Source organism: Hungatella hominis, from assembly GCF_014288005.1.
Taxonomy (GTDB): Bacteria; Bacillota; Clostridia; order Lachnospirales; family Lachnospiraceae; genus Hungatella; species Hungatella effluvii.
In genome coordinates this window covers 298,066-315,100 of sequence record NZ_JACOPB010000005.1, presented here as the reverse complement: position 1 = coordinate 315,100, position 17,035 = coordinate 298,066, and the positions used below count along the sequence as shown (strand labels likewise).

18 protein-coding genes are annotated in these 17,035 nt (G+C 49.1%); 16 read left to right on the top strand and 2 right to left on the bottom strand.

Annotation, left to right across the window (positions count from 1 at the left end; translation table 11 throughout):
* Positions 1-73 precede the first annotated feature (73 nt).
* The 11 genes from H8S75_RS13900 to H8S75_RS13850 all read left to right on the top strand — a co-directional run bounded on the left by H8S75_RS13900 (position 74) and on the right by H8S75_RS13850 (position 12,214).
* Positions 74-817: a cupin domain-containing protein gene (locus H8S75_RS13900; RefSeq protein ID WP_187022131.1), complete on the top strand. Its 744-nt coding sequence runs from the start codon at positions 74-76 to the stop codon at positions 815-817.
* Positions 818-841: 24 nt separating this feature from the next.
* The gene (locus tag H8S75_RS13895) at positions 842-2,206 is read left to right on the top strand and encodes an ABC transporter substrate-binding protein (RefSeq protein WP_187022130.1); all 1,365 of its coding nucleotides are present in this window, start codon (positions 842-844) and stop codon (positions 2,204-2,206) included.
* A 122-nt stretch (positions 2,207-2,328) separates the two neighbouring features.
* Positions 2,329-3,450: a glycoside hydrolase family 88/105 protein gene (locus H8S75_RS13890; RefSeq protein ID WP_187022129.1), complete on the top strand. Its 1,122-nt coding sequence runs from the start codon at positions 2,329-2,331 to the stop codon at positions 3,448-3,450.
* A gap of 13 nt (positions 3,451-3,463) precedes the next feature.
* Entirely contained in the window at positions 3,464-4,378 is a 915-nt protein-coding gene (locus H8S75_RS13885; RefSeq protein WP_187022128.1) for a carbohydrate ABC transporter permease, read from the top strand.
* A 14-nt stretch (positions 4,379-4,392) separates the two neighbouring features.
* Positions 4,393-5,241, top strand: a complete 849-nt coding sequence (locus H8S75_RS13880; RefSeq protein ID WP_187022127.1) for a carbohydrate ABC transporter permease — start codon at positions 4,393-4,395, stop codon at positions 5,239-5,241.
* 4 nt (positions 5,242-5,245) lie between these two features.
* The gene (locus H8S75_RS13875; RefSeq protein ID WP_187022126.1) at positions 5,246-6,844 is read left to right on the top strand and encodes a glycoside hydrolase family 28 protein; all 1,599 of its coding nucleotides are present in this window, start codon (positions 5,246-5,248) and stop codon (positions 6,842-6,844) included.
* Complete coding sequence (locus tag H8S75_RS13870; protein WP_187022125.1) at positions 6,841-7,671, top strand: sugar phosphate isomerase/epimerase family protein; 831 nt, start codon at positions 6,841-6,843, stop codon at positions 7,669-7,671. Before H8S75_RS13875 ends, H8S75_RS13870 begins: the two co-directional genes overlap by 4 nt.
* Before the next feature lie 28 nt (positions 7,672-7,699).
* A complete protein-coding gene (locus H8S75_RS13865) occupies positions 7,700-9,013 on the top strand; it encodes an MATE family efflux transporter (RefSeq protein ID WP_187022124.1) in 1,314 nt (437 codons plus the stop codon).
* A 4-nt stretch (positions 9,014-9,017) separates the two neighbouring features.
* Positions 9,018-10,346 (top strand): MATE family efflux transporter, encoded by a 1,329-nt coding sequence (locus H8S75_RS13860; RefSeq protein ID WP_187022123.1) that lies wholly within the window; start codon positions 9,018-9,020, stop codon positions 10,344-10,346.
* Between the two features lie 99 nt (positions 10,347-10,445).
* Positions 10,446-11,774, top strand: coding sequence for an alkyl/aryl-sulfatase (locus H8S75_RS13855; RefSeq protein WP_187022122.1), 1,329 nt, complete (start codon positions 10,446-10,448; stop codon positions 11,772-11,774).
* Positions 11,771-12,214: a MarR family winged helix-turn-helix transcriptional regulator gene (locus tag H8S75_RS13850; protein WP_187022121.1), complete on the top strand. Its 444-nt coding sequence runs from the start codon at positions 11,771-11,773 to the stop codon at positions 12,212-12,214. Before H8S75_RS13855 ends, H8S75_RS13850 begins: the two co-directional genes overlap by 4 nt.
* Positions 12,215-12,219: 5 nt before the next feature.
* On the opposite strand, the gene H8S75_RS13845 is transcribed toward H8S75_RS13850, so the two are convergent.
* Together H8S75_RS13845 and H8S75_RS13840 are read right to left on the bottom strand one after the other, a co-directional pair.
* Entirely contained in the window at positions 12,220-12,840 is a 621-nt protein-coding gene (locus H8S75_RS13845) for a DUF4318 domain-containing protein (protein ID WP_187022120.1), read from the bottom strand.
* Entirely contained in the window at positions 12,812-13,288 is a 477-nt protein-coding gene (locus tag H8S75_RS13840; RefSeq protein WP_187022119.1) for a LytTR family DNA-binding domain-containing protein, read from the bottom strand. Before H8S75_RS13840 ends, H8S75_RS13845 begins: the two co-directional genes overlap by 29 nt.
* Positions 13,289-13,580: 292 nt before the next feature.
* Between H8S75_RS13840 and H8S75_RS13835 the strand changes: the two genes are divergently transcribed.
* The 5 genes from H8S75_RS13835 to rnc all read left to right on the top strand — a co-directional run bounded on the left by H8S75_RS13835 (position 13,581) and on the right by rnc (position 17,016).
* Entirely contained in the window at positions 13,581-14,216 is a 636-nt protein-coding gene (locus tag H8S75_RS13835) for a GGDEF domain-containing protein (RefSeq protein WP_187022118.1), read from the top strand.
* A gap of 3 nt (positions 14,217-14,219) precedes the next feature.
* Positions 14,220-14,879 carry an EAL domain-containing protein gene (locus H8S75_RS13830; protein WP_187022216.1) on the top strand — a complete coding sequence of 220 codons (660 nt, stop codon included), beginning with the start codon at positions 14,220-14,222 and terminating at the stop codon, positions 14,877-14,879.
* Positions 14,880-14,967: 88 nt separating this feature from the next.
* The gene (gene plsX, locus H8S75_RS13825; RefSeq protein ID WP_187022117.1) at positions 14,968-15,984 is read left to right on the top strand and encodes a phosphate acyltransferase PlsX; all 1,017 of its coding nucleotides are present in this window, start codon (positions 14,968-14,970) and stop codon (positions 15,982-15,984) included.
* A gap of 18 nt (positions 15,985-16,002) precedes the next feature.
* On the top strand, positions 16,003-16,233 hold the full coding sequence (acpP, locus tag H8S75_RS13820; RefSeq protein WP_002604200.1) for an acyl carrier protein: 231 nt from the start codon (positions 16,003-16,005) through the stop codon (positions 16,231-16,233).
* A 78-nt stretch (positions 16,234-16,311) separates the two neighbouring features.
* The gene (gene rnc / locus H8S75_RS13815) at positions 16,312-17,016 is read left to right on the top strand and encodes a ribonuclease III (RefSeq protein ID WP_187022116.1); all 705 of its coding nucleotides are present in this window, start codon (positions 16,312-16,314) and stop codon (positions 17,014-17,016) included.
* Positions 17,017-17,035 lie beyond the last annotated feature (19 nt).

The following is a 17,035-nucleotide window of genomic DNA, read 5'->3' as shown; positions in this document are numbered from 1 at the left end:
GGAGATGACATGCATCGCACGTAAGCGGTTAAAATACAACCGCTAAGTGCTCATAGCGAGGAGGTTATTTAAGATGTCAGTGATTCATTACCAGAAAAAAGAAGACATGAAATTTGAGACAGCAGGAAACGGAATTTTAAGAGCGGAGATGCTTCCGGGCATGGTAGACGGCGTACATACCTACAAATGCAAAGTGGCAGCCGGTACCGTGGTTACGCTGGAAACCTTTGGCGATCAGACACAGATTTACTACTTTACCAGGGGCGAAGGCTATGTGGCCACACCGAAGAAGGCGTTTAATATCGAAGAACCTTCTCTGTTTATCCCAAACATGGACAAAGAAGCGAATATTTTACACGCCGCAACAGACATGGAATTTTTACAGCTGACTTCTGTCATGCTTCCGGAGGATTACGAGCAGTTTGAGCACTGGCACATTGCACTGCCTAGATTCTGTCCATTAAGCGGCTGTATCGAATATATCGAGGGCTTCCGTCCGGAAGGCATCAAGGCGCTTTCCATTCTGGATACCCATTTCCTCACCCGCATGACCATGGGTGCTATTATCGGTAAGGGACCGAACAAGGCGGCTCCTCACAGCCATGATAACCTTTATCAGTGGTATTACGGAATGCCGGGAACGAAGTTCATCTACCGCGCGGCGGATGAGGAAATCGAGCTTCATGAGGGAGACTGGGCGTTTATACCGACCGATATTGAGCATGCGATCGAAATCGAAGAGGATGAAAATGTGAACTACGTCTGGTTTGAAATTGAGCTGACGAAAGCCGAACTGGAAGCAAAAAAAGCGCAGTAACCGATAAAAGGAGAGGGAAAGATCATGATGAAAAAAATGACAGCTGCGGTTTTAGCCGCGGCAATGGCAGCATCACTTACGGCATGCGGGGGCAATGCCGCGAAGGAGACAACACAGACTACGGCACAGACGCCGCAGGAGGCAGCCACCGTTGCGGGAGGCGCATCCACGACGGACGGAAAAGAACCTGTTACCCTGCGGTTCTCCTGGTGGGGCGGGGAGACGAGACATAAGGCGACCATGGCGGCCGTCGAGGCATTTGAACAGGAATATCCCTGGGTTACCGTAGAATGTGAATACTCCTCCTGGGATGGATGGACCGATAAGGTGGCTACCCAGCTGGCAGGCGGAACAGCCCCTGATTTGATGCAGATCAACTGGAACTGGCTTTACCAGTTTTCATCTGACGGCTCCAAATTCGCAGATTTGAATCAGTTTAAAGACATTATTTCCCTGGATAACTGGTCGGAGACCAACCTGGCGGCCATGACCGTCGGCGGAAAGCTTCAGGGCGTACCGGTTTCCATCACGGGAAAGCTTCCGATGTACAACAAGACTACCTTTGACAAGGCGGGAGTGGCCATTCCTACTTCATTTGAAGATCTTCGCGCCGCAGGCAAAGCGTTCCGGGAAAAACTCGGCGACGATTACTATCCGCTGGCTGAGGAAGGCTACGAGAGAATGATCTGGATGGTAATGTACCTTCAGGAAAAGTACGGAAAGGAATGGATTAAGGATTTATCCGTCAATTACACGGTGGAAGAAGTGACAGAGGGCATGGAATGGATCAATTCTCTGGAAGAAGACCACGTATTCCCGAAGATCTCCACGATCGCCGGAGATGGTGCGGAAAACTTCTTATCCAACAAAAAATGGATGGATGGCCACTACGCCGGACTGACCGAATACGATTCCAACGTCCAGGAAATCGCTGATTCCTTAGATGAAGGCCAGGAGCTGGTACTTGGAGATTACCCAACTGATTTAGGACCCAATCCGGCCGGCATGAGCAAGGTTTCCCAGGGCTTCGCCATCACCGAGACCTCCGAACACAAGGAAGAGGCCGCCTTACTTCTGGAATACATCACTTCCAATGAAAACGGTGTAAAATTAATGGGAACCGAGCGCGGCACCGTTTGCAACACGGCGGCAAAGAAGATCCTGGAGGATGCGGATATCTTAGGCGGACAGACTCTGGAAGGCAACCAGAAGGTGCTTGCGTTCTGTCACTATACCTTTGATCCGAACTTCGAAAACTCCGCGTTAAAGGAACGTACCGGTGCTTATTACGAAGTATTTGACAACTTAAGCGCGGGAGCAGATCCGGCGGAGATGGCACAGTATTTAATCGATTCCATCAATGACGTGAATGCGGCTAACCCATACTAATTAAGAGCGATAGGATATAGCAAAAAGGGACGCTGCCGGGGCGGCGTCCCCTTTTTGTACCCGAAAGTGTGCAGTGTTTGGAAAACTCAGCTATAAACAAAAAAGGAGAAGGAGCACATTATATGAATCTTACACCAATTTTCAAAGAATATATGAAAAATTACGAAGGGCTCGATGATTATCTGGTGGAAATTGACGGCCAGTCCATGTATGAATGGAACTATGAGGATGGCTGCTTATTTGTCGGTGCCTCCCGTCTTTACAAGCTGACGGGAGACCGTGAGTATCTGGATTTTATCGTTAAGATGGTGAGCCCCTATATTGAAGAGAATGGAGCCATAAAGAGTTATCACCGTGAAGAATACAATCTGGATTTTATTAACGCGGGGAAAATCTTCTACTTCCTCTATGATGAGACGGGAGAGGAAAGGTACCGGAAAGCATGCGATACCCTGATGACCCAGCTGATCTACCAGCCCCGCCTGACTACAGGAAACTTCTGGCATAAGCTGATCTATCCCTTTCAGGTATGGCTGGACGGCCTTTATATGGGACAGCCGTTTTATATGGAATATGAAAACCGTTTTAACGAGAGGAGGAATTACAGCGATATCATGAATCAGTTCAACCAGGCGAGAAAGCTTCTGTACGATGAGAAAACCGGCCTGTATTACCATGCCTATGATGAGTATAAAGACAGAAAATGGGCCGATCCCGCAACAGGGCTGTCCCCAAACTTCTGGCTTCGATCCATCGGCTGGTATTTAATGGCTCTCGTTGACTGCTGCGAGCTGGCCTCCGAGGAGATTTATGAGGTGAAAGCCAGGTTTGGCGAGCTTTTAAGAGAAGCAGTACACGGGATCTTAAAGTACCAGGATCAGGAGAGCAGGCTTTTCTACCAGCTTCCGGCACTTCCGGAGCAGGAGGGGAATTACCTGGAAACCTCCGGATCACTCATGGTGGCTTACGCGGTCTTAAAAGGCTGCCGCCTGGGGGCGCTTCTGGAAGAAAAATATGCTGCAAGGGGAAGGGAAATCTATGATGCCGTTCTGGAGCAGAAAATATACCAGGCAGACGACGGTGCATACCATTTATCCGGCACATGCGCAGTGGCAGGCCTTGGACCGCGCACGGAGCGGGATGGAAGCATTGACTACTACTTGTCGGAGCCGGTAGTCGATGATGATGTAAAGGCCATGGGGGTACTTATGATGGTAACGGCCGAACTGATGAAAATGGAATGATAGGAGTGAGAGTATGGAAGCACAGCCCGTAAAGATACGAAACTGGAAGAACTTTTGCCGCAAATACAGAGGATTTTTTTACATTCTGCCGTGGATCATTGGATTTATGATTTTTAAGTTTTATCCATTTATTATGTCCCTGTTTTACAGTTTTACTAACTACAGTTTATTTAAGCCGGGAACGGAATTCATCGGTCTCGACAATTACTTAAGCATATTTCATACGAAGAAATACATAAAGGCATTTAAGGTTACATTTCAATATGCGTTTCTCACGGTGCCGCTGAAACTGGCATTTTCCCTGTTCATCGCATATATCTTGAATTTTAAACTGAAATTCGTCAAAATGTTCCGGACTATCTACTACATTCCTTCCATTCTGGGAGGTTCTGTGGCGATCGCGGTCGTGTGGAAATTCATTTTCCAGGGAGACGGTTTGATCAACCAGTTTATCCAGATGTTTGGCGGTGAAAAGATTAATTTCCTCGGCAGCACACACTACGCGCTCTTCGTCATCTGCCTGCTTCGCGTATGGCAGTTTGGTTCCGCCATGGTGATCTTTCTCGCCGCGTTAAAGGGTGTTCCGCAGGAGCTTTACGAGGCCGCCTCTATCGACGGTGCCGGCAAATGGAGACAGTTTTTCTCCGTTACAGTACCGCTTATTACACCAGTTATTTTTTATAACCTGATCACACAGCTCTGTGAGGCATTCCAGGAGTTCAACAGCGCATTTATCATCACGAAGGGCGGACCGCTGGGATCGACGACGCTGATCTCCCTGTTAATTTACCAGAATGCGTTCCGTACGTATGAGATGGGGCTTGCCAGTGCAATGGCGTGGCTGTTGTTTATCATCATCTGTACTCTGACCGTGGTCTCCTTTGCCAGCCAGAAGTACTGGGTGTATTACTCGGATGATGAGAGATAAGGGGGACGATTGAGATGAGTAAGAAAACAAGAGAACAGATCAGTACCGTGGTTCGCTATACCGTTCTGATCCTGGTAGGCTTCGTCATGTTTTACCCTATGCTCTGGATGGTGGGCGCATCGTTTAAGGCGAGCAACAATGAGATTTATTCAACCATCAGCTTCCTTCCGAAGAGTCCGTCGTTTCAGGCTTACATTGACGGCTGGACCGCGACAGGCAATCCATACAGCCTTTACCTGATCAATACTTTTAAGATTGTCATACCGAAGGTGATTGGAGCGGTGGTGGCCAGCATTGTTACGGCATACGGATTTTCCCGTTTCGAGTTTCCGGGAAAGACTTTCTGGTTCTCCATCCTGCTGGCGACGCTGTTCCTGCCGCAGGTAGTGCTTAACATTCCACAGTTCCTCTTATTCCGGACATGGGGATGGACGAATTCCTACCTGCCGCTGGTGGTTCCGGCCTTTTTCGGAGCCGAACCATACTTCATCTTCATGCTGGTTCAGTTCATGCGGTCTGTATCCAGGGAACTGGAGGAAGCGGCAGAAATCGACGGCTGCAATTCCTTCGAACGGCTGGTATACATCGTGGTGCCCATGGTAAAGCCAACCATCGTTTCAGTGGCGCTGTTCCAGTTCATGTGGGCATTTAACGACTTCCAGGGACCGTTAATCTATATCGACAGTGTAAAGAAGTATCCGACTTCCCTTGGGCTCCGCCTTTTAACGGATGCGGAGACCGGCTTTGAGTGGAATAAGGTTCTGGCGCTGTCGGTCGTCACCCTGCTTCCGTCTCTGATCGTATTCTTCCTGGCACAGGATCAGTTCGTGGACGGCATTGCGGCAGGCGGTGTAAAGGGGTAAAAATATGAAAGCAAACGTGATTTTCAAGACTTCCCGGAAGTTCCTTCTGGAATGGGAGGACTTCGGAGTCTTCTATACGGAAAAAGAGTATGAAGTATGGCTGGATGACCGGTTCATCTTAACAAGCAGCCGCGTCATCCAGACTGTGCCGGGCCTTACGCCCGACACGGAGTACCGCGTATCCCTGCGGTGCGGCGGAGAGATTTATGCGGAGTTTTCGGTCCGTACCGATTATGAGTTTGTTACGCTGAACGTGCGGCGCTTTGGAGCAAAGGGCGACGGAATCCATGACGACACGCTGGCCATCCAGACGGCGATCGCCTCCTGCCCGAAAGACGGGAGAGTGTTTATCCCGGAGGGAACGTATCTCGTAACCAGCCTGTTTTTAAAGAGTGACTTCACACTTGATATCGGGAAGAACGCCGTGCTCCTGGGCCATGCAGAGCGGGAACGGTTCGGCGTGCTTCCCGGCATGATTCAGAGCTATGATGAGACAGCGGAGTACAATCTCGGATCCTGGGAGGGAAATCCCCTCGATATCTTTACCAGTATGATTACGGGAATCCATGTTTCAAATGTGGTGATCACCGGAGAGGGAATCCTGGATGGAAACGCCACCTTTCAGGACTGGTGGGAGGACGACAGGGCGAAAATCATCGCATTCCGCCCCCGTATGGTATTTTTGAATCACTGTGATCATGTGGTGCTTCATGGAGTCACCGTGCAGAACAGTCCTTCCTGGAATATCCATCCCTATTTCTCGAATGATCTCCGTTTCCTGGATTTGACCATCTTAAATCCATGGGATTCACCGAATACAGACGGCATGGATCCTGAGTCTGTGAATGGTCTGGAAATCGCCGGCATCTATTTCTCTCTGGGAGATGACTGTATTGCACTAAAGTCTGGAAAATATTATATGGGGCACAAATATAAGATACCGTCACAGAACGTCGAAGTACGCCAGTGCTGCATGAATAATGGGCACGGAGCTGTGACCATCGGCAGTGAAATGGCGGCAGGAGTGAAGCATGTTCATGTAAAAGACTGTTTATTTCTGCACACCGACAGGGGACTGCGGATCAAGACGAGACGTGGGAGAGGAAAAGATGCCGTTGTTGAAGATATCTGTTTTGAGAATATCCGCATGGACCATGTGCTGACGCCCTTTGTTTTAAATTCTTACTACAACTGCTGTGATCCCGACTGCCATTCGGATTATGTGAAATGTAAATCGCCACTTCCAGTAGACGAGCGGACCCCATCGGTAAAGCAGATGATTTTTCGAAACATCGAGGCTCATAACTGCCATGTAGCTGGAGCATTTTTATACGGATTGCCGGAGATGAAGGTGGATTACGTGGAATTTGACCATGTGACTATTGATTACGATGAGAATCCGGAACCGGATGAACCAGCCATGATGGATGACATCCAGCTGACTGCAAAATTAGGCCTCTACATCAAGAATGTTCAGGAACTTGTTTTAAACGATGTTTCCATAAGCGGATGCGACGGTGAACCGCTGCTTTTGGAGAACATCGATAAAATAACCGGAAATGGAGCCATTTCCAATTCTGCCGCTGAAGGAGAACAAATATGAGTATGACGATTGCAGCTACAGCAAGTGTATCCGCAGGCGGGGATGATCCCATCCTGTTTCGGGGACCGTTTGAAGAGACGGTTCCTCAGATGGCCGCGCTGGGATATCGTGCTGCAGAACTTCACATTTACGATTCGGATCAGATCGACCGAAAACAGTTATACCTGATTTTGGAGGAGAACCAGGTAGTACTCACCTCCATCGGTACAGGTTCCGCCTATGAGAAAGACGGAATCTGTCTCGGCAGCGCAGATCCGGGGAAAAGAGCTGCAGCCATCCGCCGTCTGACCGGGCACATGGTGACAGCCTCTCCATATCATGGTATAGTTATCATTGGTCTCATCGCTGGAAGATTTTCCGACTGCGGTCAGGATGGAGAAGCATTTAAAAGGAATCTGACGGAGAGCTTAAAACTCTGTGTGAAAGAAGCGGAAGTACACGACGTAACCTTAGGTTTTGAGGTGATGAACCGGTTTGAGAGTGATTATGGTACCACGATCAGAGAGGCATTAGAGCTTCTTCGCGTGGTTGGCTCTAACCGGCTGAAGCTTCACCTGGATACGGTACACTTAAATATCGAGGAAGATGATATCGGGAAAGCCATCGAAAGCGCCGGCGGCGCCATCTGCCACGTCCATGTGGCAGATAATAACCGCTGGTATCCGGGGCATGCGCATTATAACTTTGCGGAAACGCTGGCAGCATTAAGCCGTGTCGGTTATAACGGAGCACTGGCATTGGAAATCACGAATGATCCGGATACGGAAACAGCCGCCAAAAACAGCCTCTCCTACTTAAACGCAATACTTGAGACACTATCATATTGAGGAATATTTCCCTCAGGGAGGTTTTATTTTGTTATTAAAAAAGTTTTTCAAGTTCGTAATTCCATCTATTGTATCCATGTGGATCTTTGCGCTGTATACCATGGTGGACGGGATGTTTGTGGCATGGGGAGTCGGTGAGAGCGCGCTGGCATCGGTGAATCTTTCCATGCCCTATGTAATCTGCATTTTTTCCATAGGTCTGCTGATGGCGACGGGCACTTCCACGCTGATTTCCATTGCGCTGGGACAGAAGAAGGAGGAAGAGGCGAGCAGCCTATTCTCCATGAATCTGGTCGTCTTAACCATTGTCTCCCTTGTAGTGACCGCGCTCACGTTCCTGTTTCTGGAGCCTCTCGCCATGTTTCTTGGCGCATCCCCGGACAATCTGGAGTACGTAAAGAGCTATGTGGGAACCATCGGGGCCTTTGCCGTATTTTTTATCCTGTCCTATAATATGGAGGCACTGGTGAAAACAGATGGAACGCCTGTCGTTTCAACGATCGGGGTCATGGTGTGCGGACTGACTAATGTCATCCTGGATTATGTCTTTGTCATGGTATTTCACTGGGGTGTCTGGGGAGCGGCATTCGCTACCGGACTGGCTCAGGTTGCCTCCACAATCATATTCTTTACATATTTTGCATGTTTTCGGAAGAAACTCTGTTTCCACAGATTCAAATGGAATCCGGGCGTTTATAAAAAGATCATTCCCCTCGGTCTGGCCAATGGCTTCACGGAGCTTTCAGGCGGTCTTGTGGTGTTCCTGTTCAATCAGACCATTCTTCGCGTGATCGGGGAGAGCGGTATCGTCAGCTATACGGTCATTTCCTATATAAATACCCTGGTACTGAACACCATGGCTGGGATTGCCCAGGGGATGCAGCCAGTTACAAGCTACCATTACGGTGCCAGGGAACTTGGTCATTGCCGGAGACTCTTAAAGTATTCGCTCCTGATGGAAGTGATTGTGTCGGTTGTCTATGTATTTGTCCTGGAATTCTTTCCGCAGATCTTTGTCGGCGCGTTTCTGGACCGGAGGGACGGCGAACTGTTTGTCTATACCATTAGGGCGCTTCGCCTTTATTCGCTGTCGTTTTTGTTTATTGGCTTTAACGTGGTGTCGGCCGGTTACTTTACCGCGATGGAGCGGCCCTGGCAGTCCTTTGCTGTCTCGGCGGGAAGAGGACTTTTCTTCCTTGCTGCGGCTCTTGGCGTCATGGTTGTTCTTCTGGGAGAGAATGGAATCTGGCTTTCACCGGTTGTTTCGGAATTTATCTGCGCCATTTTGGCGGCGGTATTTTTCCTTCATAAAAAGACAGGTCCCGTGAAATTAAGGAAGTGATAAGATGCTATTTGACAGAAAACAACTGGTTAGGCTGATTGTACCGCTGGTTTTGGAGCAGGTGATCATGGGGACCATCGGAATCGCGGACATGTTGATGGTCGCATCGGTGGGGGAGACAGCGATTTCGGGTATTTCCCTCATAGATTCCATTAACATGCTGTTTAGCAGCATGTTCGCTGCGCTGGTGACGGGGGGAACCATCATCTGTACCCAGTATCTGGGGAAAAGGGACGAAGATATGGCCAATCTGGCCGCAAAGCACCTGCTCCTTGTCTCCCTTCTGTTTTCCCTGATGATTGCGGCACTGTGTTTTCTGTTCCGCAAAACGGTCGTTTACGGCCTCTATGGGGCCGCGGAGACGGAGGTTCTTCGTCAGGCCATGATCTATTTCTATTTTTCCATGGCTTCCTACCCCTTCCTGATGATGTTTGACAGCGGCAGTGCGATTTTCCGTTCCATGGGGAATGCGGCGCTGCCGTTTACCGTATCATTTCTCATGAGTGTAATTAATGTCGTGCTAAACGCCGTCTTTATCTTTGAATTGCACTGGGGCGTATTCGGAGCCGGATTCGCTACCTTACTGGCGAGAGTCGTCAGCAGCGCGGCGATTTTTATTCTTTTGTACCGTTACCAGGGAGTCATTCGGCTTCAGCTGTTCTTAAAGAGCGGCTGGCACGGCTTCATGGTAAAAAATATTCTGAGATTGGCGGTCCCCACCGGCCTGGAGGACAGTATCTTTCATATTGGTAAGCTGCTGGTTCAGGGGATTGTCACCTCCTTCGGGACAACGGCAATTGCCGCCAACGCGGTGGCGCTGACTATCTCCGAGTTCACCCATATGCCTGGATTTGCCATCGGCCTTTCGCTGATTACCGTAGTGGGAAGATGCGCAGGAGCTGGAGATTTGGAGCAGGCGCGGTATTACGTGAAGAAAATTACCAGACTCTCTTTCCTGGTGACTGGTGCCGTGGCGGCGCTGTCCTGGATTTTTGCCGGTCCGGTGGTGGGGTTCTACCAGATGAACCATGCCACATGGGTGCTGGCGGTGGAAATCGTGAGATGGCAGGCTCTGGCATGTCTTTTCGTCTGGGTGCCGGCCTTTAACATCTCCGATGCGCTGAGAGCGGCCAGCGATGTGAAGTTTACGATGGCTGTCTCCATGATTTCCATGTGGATATTCCGGGTGGGCTGCAGTTTTCTGTTCCGGTCTCTTCTGGATGTGGGCGTCATCTGTGTATGGTTTGCGATGTTTCTGGACTGGATGTTCCGGGCCGGGGTTTTCACACTTCGTTTTCGCGGTACGAAATGGGAGGGCAGGATGTTTCTTTGACGAAACATCCTGCTTTTTTGTTGACATTACTTCGATATCGAAGTATTATAAAAGAAAAACATTCGATATCGAAGTAAATCGGGAAAGAGAGGACGGACCATGATCTATGAGGGCGAGGAAAAATTAAAAAGACAGGCAGAAAACGGATTTCCAAAAGGAATTACGAAGATCTGTGACCGTGTATATTTTGCTTTGGGATATGGCGGGAGCACGTGTACACTTGTGATAGGAGAGGAGTCCTGCATTTTGGTGGATACGTTAAACGGTGTCACACCAGCCAAGGAAGCCAGGAAAGCGTTTGAGAAGCTGACGGATAAGCCTGTCCGGACGATCATTTATACGCACTATTTTCATTTCGACCACACCTCAGGCGCATCGGTATTCGCAGGCCCCGATACGCGGATTATCGGGAGAAAGCCGTCGTATCCCCAGTATGGAAGGACCGGCCTGATCAAGGACATCTGCGGCGTGCGCGGAGCGAGACAGTTCGGCGTCGGTTTGCCGCCGGAGGAAAACATCTGTGTGGGAATCGGGCCCAGAAATGAAATCAACGGGGAAAAGGGAAATCTTCCATGCAGGGAGCTCTTCGAGGAGGAGCTGCTGGAACTGGAAATCGACGGTACGAAGGTCGTTCTCGGGGCCGCCCCCGGGGAGACAGACGATCAGATCTTTGTCTGGTTCCCTCAGCACCGCGTTCTCTGCTGCGGTGACAATTATTATGAATCCTGGCCTAATTTATACGCCATCCGCGGCGGCCAGTACCGGGATATCAGCGGCTGGATCGATTCCCTGGATAAGATGAGGGAGTACAGGGCCGAGTATCTGCTTCCCGGTCACACCAGAGCCGTGATTGGAAGCGCAGAGGTGGAGACGACGCTTAAAAATTACCGGGATGCGCTGGAATACGTGCTGACAGAGACGCTTCGCGGCATGAACGAGGGCCTTACACCGGATGAACTGGCTGACAGCATCCGCCTTCCTGAGCGCCTGGCGTCACTTCCCTATTTACAGGAGTACTACGGAACCGTAGAGTGGTCTGTCCGGTCCATTTATACCGGTTATCTGGGGTGGTTTGACGGAAATCCAACGAAGCTGGGTCACATGAATACGAAGGAACGGGCAGAAAAGATCACAGCGATGATGGGAGGCGCCGGTCAGGTGCTGGCTGAGGGAAAGGCCGCCCTGGAGCGTGGTGAGGCGCAGTGGACCGCAGAGCTGTGTGATCTCCTGTTAGACTGCGGCCGGGAGATAGAAGCGGCCTCCGGCCTCAAGGCTGATGCGCTGACCGAGCTTGGCCGGAGGCAGACGAGTGCCAATGCCCGCCACTATTATCTGGCGTGCGCCAGACAGTTGAGAGGAAACGGCAAGCCCCTTAAGCTGAACGGCGCCATGCTGGATGTGGTGAAAAGGCAGGACGATAAGTCATGATTGACAATACCTTTACGCTGATCAGCCGCATAGATGGAGAGATACGCCGTTTCATTGCCGAAGAGCTGGCGGGGGACGGCATCACGGATATCGTACCCTCACAAGGCGCCATTATTTTGGAATTGATGAAGCATGGGCAAATGCCCATGAACGAACTGGCGCATGATATTGACCGGACGCCTCAGACCGTGACCCATCTCATAAAAAAGCTTGTAAAAGCCGGTTACGTGGAGACCAGAAAGGCACCGGAGGACAATCGGGTGACAATGGCCGTGTTGACAGAAGCGGGAATTCATCTTGCTGATGCACTCTGCCACATTTCCGAAAAAATCTATGACCTCCAGTACAATGGAATAAAGGAAGATGAGATTGTAGTCCTGCGCGGAGCATTAGCACAAATGTATGCAAATTTTACGGGAAGCGCAGGCAGGTCTGATTAAATGTGTCACAGAATTTCCTGTATTTCCAAAGACCATCCGGGGCCGCCGTACATATAGGATTCAGTAAGCGCCACCGTATGCAGACGGCCGTTAAGCCTGACGGTGGCCGGAATGTCTTTCTTAATGTATTCCAGCGCGATAGAGCTCTTTTGACAGTAGGTTTCCAGAACTGCAAAGAACTCTTCCGGGGTAACCGGTTTTTTCTCCAGATCTATGAGGAGAATCCTTCCGGCTGCACCACTGTTCAAATCTTTTGCAACAGATTTTAAATATCGGTACTCCGCTTCCCACAGCAGCAAAAGCACTGCGGTACTGGTCAAAAACATGACCTGGATGGAACGAGGGAATAGGTGTGCCAGAGAAAACAGGCAGAACAGGAAAATATAGCACCAGGCCAACGCGGCTGCACCGCGAAAGAACGAGGAGTCCAGCCGTGCAGCCAGGCCGCGCAGCAAATGCAGGAGACAGCCTGCAGCCATGTATCCCAACAGGACTGCTGGGAACAGGGACCATACAGGCCCGATTTCTTCCGGCGCAGCCAGCCTCAGCGCCGTGAGAGAGCACAGCAGCAGCAGCGTTCCAAGAAGAAGGCCCTGCTTAAGGGTTTCCACAAGATTTTCTTTCATTTCGCACCTCCATTATCTGACTGCGAACGTCTTTTAAGTATTTTCGTGATATATAGACGGTTTTGTTATTGGGAAAAGATACCTCCATTAAACCATTTACCATTGGGCGGTATGACGATACACGGTCCATATTAATGATGACGGATTTGGAAATCCGGATAAATCCGGCCGGAAGAAGATGCTCCAGTTCATACAGCCTTTTCTTTACCTCAAGCGTTTCGGAATCCGTGTGTACCAACTGCTTTTCACGTACCGTCTCAATAAAGCAGATCGCACGCTCTTTAAGCTTTACGATTTCATCTTCGCGATAACATGTGAGCATCATGGTGTGATACCGTTCCTGTTCCACATATTCTACCAGCCTTTCTATGGACTGGTCTTTACAATGTACATAGAATTCCGCATGTTCAGGTTCCTTTTCCGGAATCACTCTGATCAGAGTCTGCATGTCTGTCTCCTCCTGCCCTTTTCTTCTTATTTTTGTTCCCTATCCGTTTTTTATTCTCCTATCAGGGATTTGCTCCAGATGGGTTTATTATAAAGGAAGTGTCGGAAAATATCCATGAGTTTCCGGTAAGCGGCAGTTTTTCAGGGGTAAGCGGCAGCCACGGGCAGCGGCTGAATTCCTGCAGCCGTTTTTGAAAAAGTGACATTATTTCATAAAAAGGTTTTTTTAAGCGGAAAAATCTGGTATGATAAAAATCAGGGAATTAAGTACGACAGATCGAGGAAAATACCATATGAAGATACAGCTGGAAGAAATGTACAAAGATCCTGTAACAGGAGGCGGAAACGAGTACTGGATCAAAGAAAAATACCAGGAAAACTGTCTGCGCCGGATGAGTCATTATGCGGTTATGACCATCAACATAAAAAAATTCAGAAAGTATCATCTGCGGTACGGAAAGATAGCGTCTGATGAGATATTGAAGGAGATTTACGATATTTTAGACGGTTTTCTCCATGAAAATGAATATCTTTCCAGAATTTATTCCGACAATTTTGTTATACTGCTTCACCGGGAGAATAAGGAGGCTCTCGTACAGTTTATTTATGATACTGACTGGGCGGGATATCAGTGTGAGGATCCCAGGATTTATATGAAGATATTCTTTTCCTTTGGTGTCTATATGATCGATAATCCGGACGACGATTTCCATACTGCTCTCAATAAGGCGGAGCTGGCCCGAACGATGTGCGGACACGTTCATCTGAGGAATACCTCTTATGATTTCTACAGCAGCAGTATATCAAAAAGGTATTTGCATGACTGCGATATTGAAGAAAAAGCGGTGGAGGCAGTGAATCAGGAGCGCTTTACCCCCTATCTGCAGCCTAAAGTGCGCCTGAGTGATGAGAAAATCGTAGGAGCGTAGGTTCTGCTTCGCTGGTTTGATGAGAACGGAAAGCTGATTCCGATTACGGACTACCTCCCGGTTCTTGACAGCAATGGTTATATCAGAAATGTAGATCTGTATATTTTTGAAAAGATCTGCCAGAAGCTGCAGGAGTGCAAAGAGAGCAGTATACCGGTGGTGCCGCTGTCTTTTAATATATCCAAATCCTATTATAATGACGATGATCTGTTTGCTGACTATATGGCGGTGTTTGAACAGTACGATGTACCGGAATCCTGGATTCAGTTTGAGCTGATGGAAAGTATCTCCTTTGACGACGGCGCCAGAATGATGCGGCTGATCCCCGGATTCAAGAGGAGGGGATTCGCCTGTATGCTGGACGATTTCGGAAGCGGGTATTCGTCCTTTCAAGTAATTTCCAGCCTTCAGCTGGACGCTCTGAAGATAGACCGGCAGTTTTTTGCAAAAGATTTTAACCCCCAGGACTGCGCTGTTGTGGCGACTATTATTCATATTGCAAAAGCACTTCACATGGAGACAATCGCTGAGGGGGTGGAGCAGAAGGAGTACATCGATTTTCTGAAAAACGCGGGCTGTGACATGGTACAGGGGTTCTATTATTACAGACCTATGCCGGTAGATGAGTTCCTTGCCCTGCTTGCTTCTCAGAATGAGTTCTGATTTCTGAAATTTTATATTGATTTATAGAATAATATTTAGTATATTATGTAATAGGTTATCTTAGGCCAGACTTGAAAGGGGAATTGTGATGATAAAAGTAGCTGTTGATGTCATGGGCGGCGATTATGCACCGGCTGAGATGGTAGCAGGTGCCGTGCAGGCGGTGAACGCGAACAGGGAGATCTCCGTTCTCCTGGTAGGGCAGGAACCGGCAGTAGCTGAGGAGCTGAAAAAGCATAACTTTCCGGTGGAGCAGATACAGATTGTTCCTGCAACAGAGATAATCGAAACGGAAGAACCTCCGGTGAATGCCATACGAAAGAAAAAAGACTCTTCCATTGTGGTTGGCATGAATCTGGTGAAAAAGAAGGAAGCGGATGCCTTCGTTTCAGCCGGCAGTTCCGGCGCCATATTAGTTGGCGGTCAGGTCATTGTCGGAAGAATAAAGGGTGTGGAAAGACCTCCGCTTGCGCCGTTAATCCCCACGGAAAAGGGCGCGTCTCTGCTGATTGACTGCGGTGCCAATGTCGACGCCAGGGCTTCCCATCTGGTACAGTTTGCACGCATGGGCTCCATCTACATGGAACATGTGATGGGGGTGAAGAACCCACGGGTCGCCATCGTCAATATCGGGGCAGAGGAAGAGAAAGGAAACGCACTTGTTAAGGAGACGTTTCCGCTTCTCAAGGAATGCAGGGACATAAACTTCATCGGAAGCATTGAGGCGAGGGAGATACCGCACGGCGGCGCAGATGTTATCGTATGCGAGGCATTTGTAGGCAACGTAATCCTGAAGCTTTACGAAGGAGTAGGTGCCACTCTGATCAGTAAGGTCAAGAGCGGCATGATGGTGAACTTAAGAAGCAAGGTTGGAGCACTGCTTGTAAAACCAGCGCTTAAGGAGACACTGAAATCCTTTGATTCGTCTCAGTACGGAGGAGCACCGCTTCTCGGTCTGAACGGTCTGGTGGTGAAAACCCACGGGAATTCCAAGGCAAAGGAAGTGTGTAATTCCATTCTTCAATGCGTGGCCTTTAAAGAACAGGGGATTAATGATAAGATAAGAGAGAGCCTGACTGCTGAAAATCAGGAAAATAAAGAATAGGAGAGAGGAAGGGAAAAGATGGAATTTGAAAAGTTACAGAATATTGTCGCAGAGGTACTTAACGTTGAACCGGAGGAGGTAACCATGGCTTCTACATTCGTAGATGACTTAGGTGCAGATTCCCTGGATGTATTCCAGATCATCATGGGTATCGAAGAAGAATTCGATATCGAGATACCGTCCGAGGTAGCGGAGAAGATCGCTACAGTCGGTGATGCGGTAGAACAGATTAAGAACGCGCTGAATTAATAGATGTGGGTGTTGCAGGGCGGCATAATGCCGCCTGTCCGCAACACCTTCTTTCATAGTAAAGGAAAGAGGACCGCAATGAACAAAAAACTGAATGAGCTGGAAGGGCGGATTGGCTACCGTTTTTCGGACAGGCAGCTGCTTACAAGGGCCATGACCCACAGCTCCTACGCCAACGAACACCGCTTAAACAAGCTGGAATGCAATGAGCGGCTGGAATTTTTAGGTGATTCCGTGCTGGAGGTCGTTTCCAGCGATTTTTTATATCACAAATATCCGGATAAGCCGGAAGGGGATTTAACGAAGATCCGCGCCAGCATCGTATGCGAACCGACGCTCGCCTACTGTGCCGAGGACATTGAATTAGGAAATTACTTACTGCTGGGAAAGGGAGAAGAGGCGACCGGCGGACGCGGAAGGGCCTCAGTCGTATCGGACGCCATGGAAGCGCTAATCGGCGCAATATATCTGGACGGTGGTTTTGCTAATGCAAAAGAGTTTATCCTTCGATTTATCATGAACGACATCGAGCATAAACAGCTCTTTTTTGATAGCAAGACTATCTTGCAGGAGATCGTACAGAGTCAGACGGAAAAACCGCTTGCCTATGAACTGCTGCGGGAAGAAGGGCCTGATCACAATAAGATCTTTGAATCCCGGGCTCTCATTGGAGCGGAAGAGATCGGCCGGGGGACCGGAAGGACGAAAAAGGCTGCGGAAGCAGTAGCCGCCTATCACGGAATTTTAAAGCTTAAGAAAATGGAAAAGGAAAGGCAGGCATAGACGTCTGCCAACATAAAGT

Coding starts and splice junctions, on each gene's coding strand:
- plsX (WP_187022117.1), top strand. CDS start 14,968: ATGATAAAAGTAGCTGTTGATGTCATGGGCGGCGATTATGCACCGGCT.
- H8S75_RS13835 (WP_187022118.1), top strand. CDS start 13,581: ATGAAGATACAGCTGGAAGAAATGTACAAAGATCCTGTAACAGGAGGC.
- H8S75_RS13875 (WP_187022126.1), top strand. CDS start 5,246: ATGAAAGCAAACGTGATTTTCAAGACTTCCCGGAAGTTCCTTCTGGAA.
- H8S75_RS13860 (WP_187022123.1), top strand. CDS start 9,018: ATGCTATTTGACAGAAAACAACTGGTTAGGCTGATTGTACCGCTGGTT.
- H8S75_RS13900 (WP_187022131.1), top strand. CDS start 74: ATGTCAGTGATTCATTACCAGAAAAAAGAAGACATGAAATTTGAGACA.
- H8S75_RS13880 (WP_187022127.1), top strand. CDS start 4,393: ATGAGTAAGAAAACAAGAGAACAGATCAGTACCGTGGTTCGCTATACC.
- H8S75_RS13890 (WP_187022129.1), top strand. CDS start 2,329: ATGAATCTTACACCAATTTTCAAAGAATATATGAAAAATTACGAAGGG.
- H8S75_RS13895 (WP_187022130.1), top strand. CDS start 842: ATGATGAAAAAAATGACAGCTGCGGTTTTAGCCGCGGCAATGGCAGCA.
- acpP (WP_002604200.1), top strand. CDS start 16,003: ATGGAATTTGAAAAGTTACAGAATATTGTCGCAGAGGTACTTAACGTT.
- H8S75_RS13850 (WP_187022121.1), top strand. CDS start 11,771: ATGATTGACAATACCTTTACGCTGATCAGCCGCATAGATGGAGAGATA.
- H8S75_RS13840 (WP_187022119.1), bottom strand. CDS start 13,288: ATGCAGACTCTGATCAGAGTGATTCCGGAAAAGGAACCTGAACATGCG.
- rnc (WP_187022116.1), top strand. CDS start 16,312: ATGAACAAAAAACTGAATGAGCTGGAAGGGCGGATTGGCTACCGTTTT.
- H8S75_RS13885 (WP_187022128.1), top strand. CDS start 3,464: ATGGAAGCACAGCCCGTAAAGATACGAAACTGGAAGAACTTTTGCCGC.
- H8S75_RS13870 (WP_187022125.1), top strand. CDS start 6,841: ATGAGTATGACGATTGCAGCTACAGCAAGTGTATCCGCAGGCGGGGAT.
- H8S75_RS13855 (WP_187022122.1), top strand. CDS start 10,446: ATGATCTATGAGGGCGAGGAAAAATTAAAAAGACAGGCAGAAAACGGA.
- H8S75_RS13845 (WP_187022120.1), bottom strand. CDS start 12,840: ATGAAAGAAAATCTTGTGGAAACCCTTAAGCAGGGCCTTCTTCTTGGA.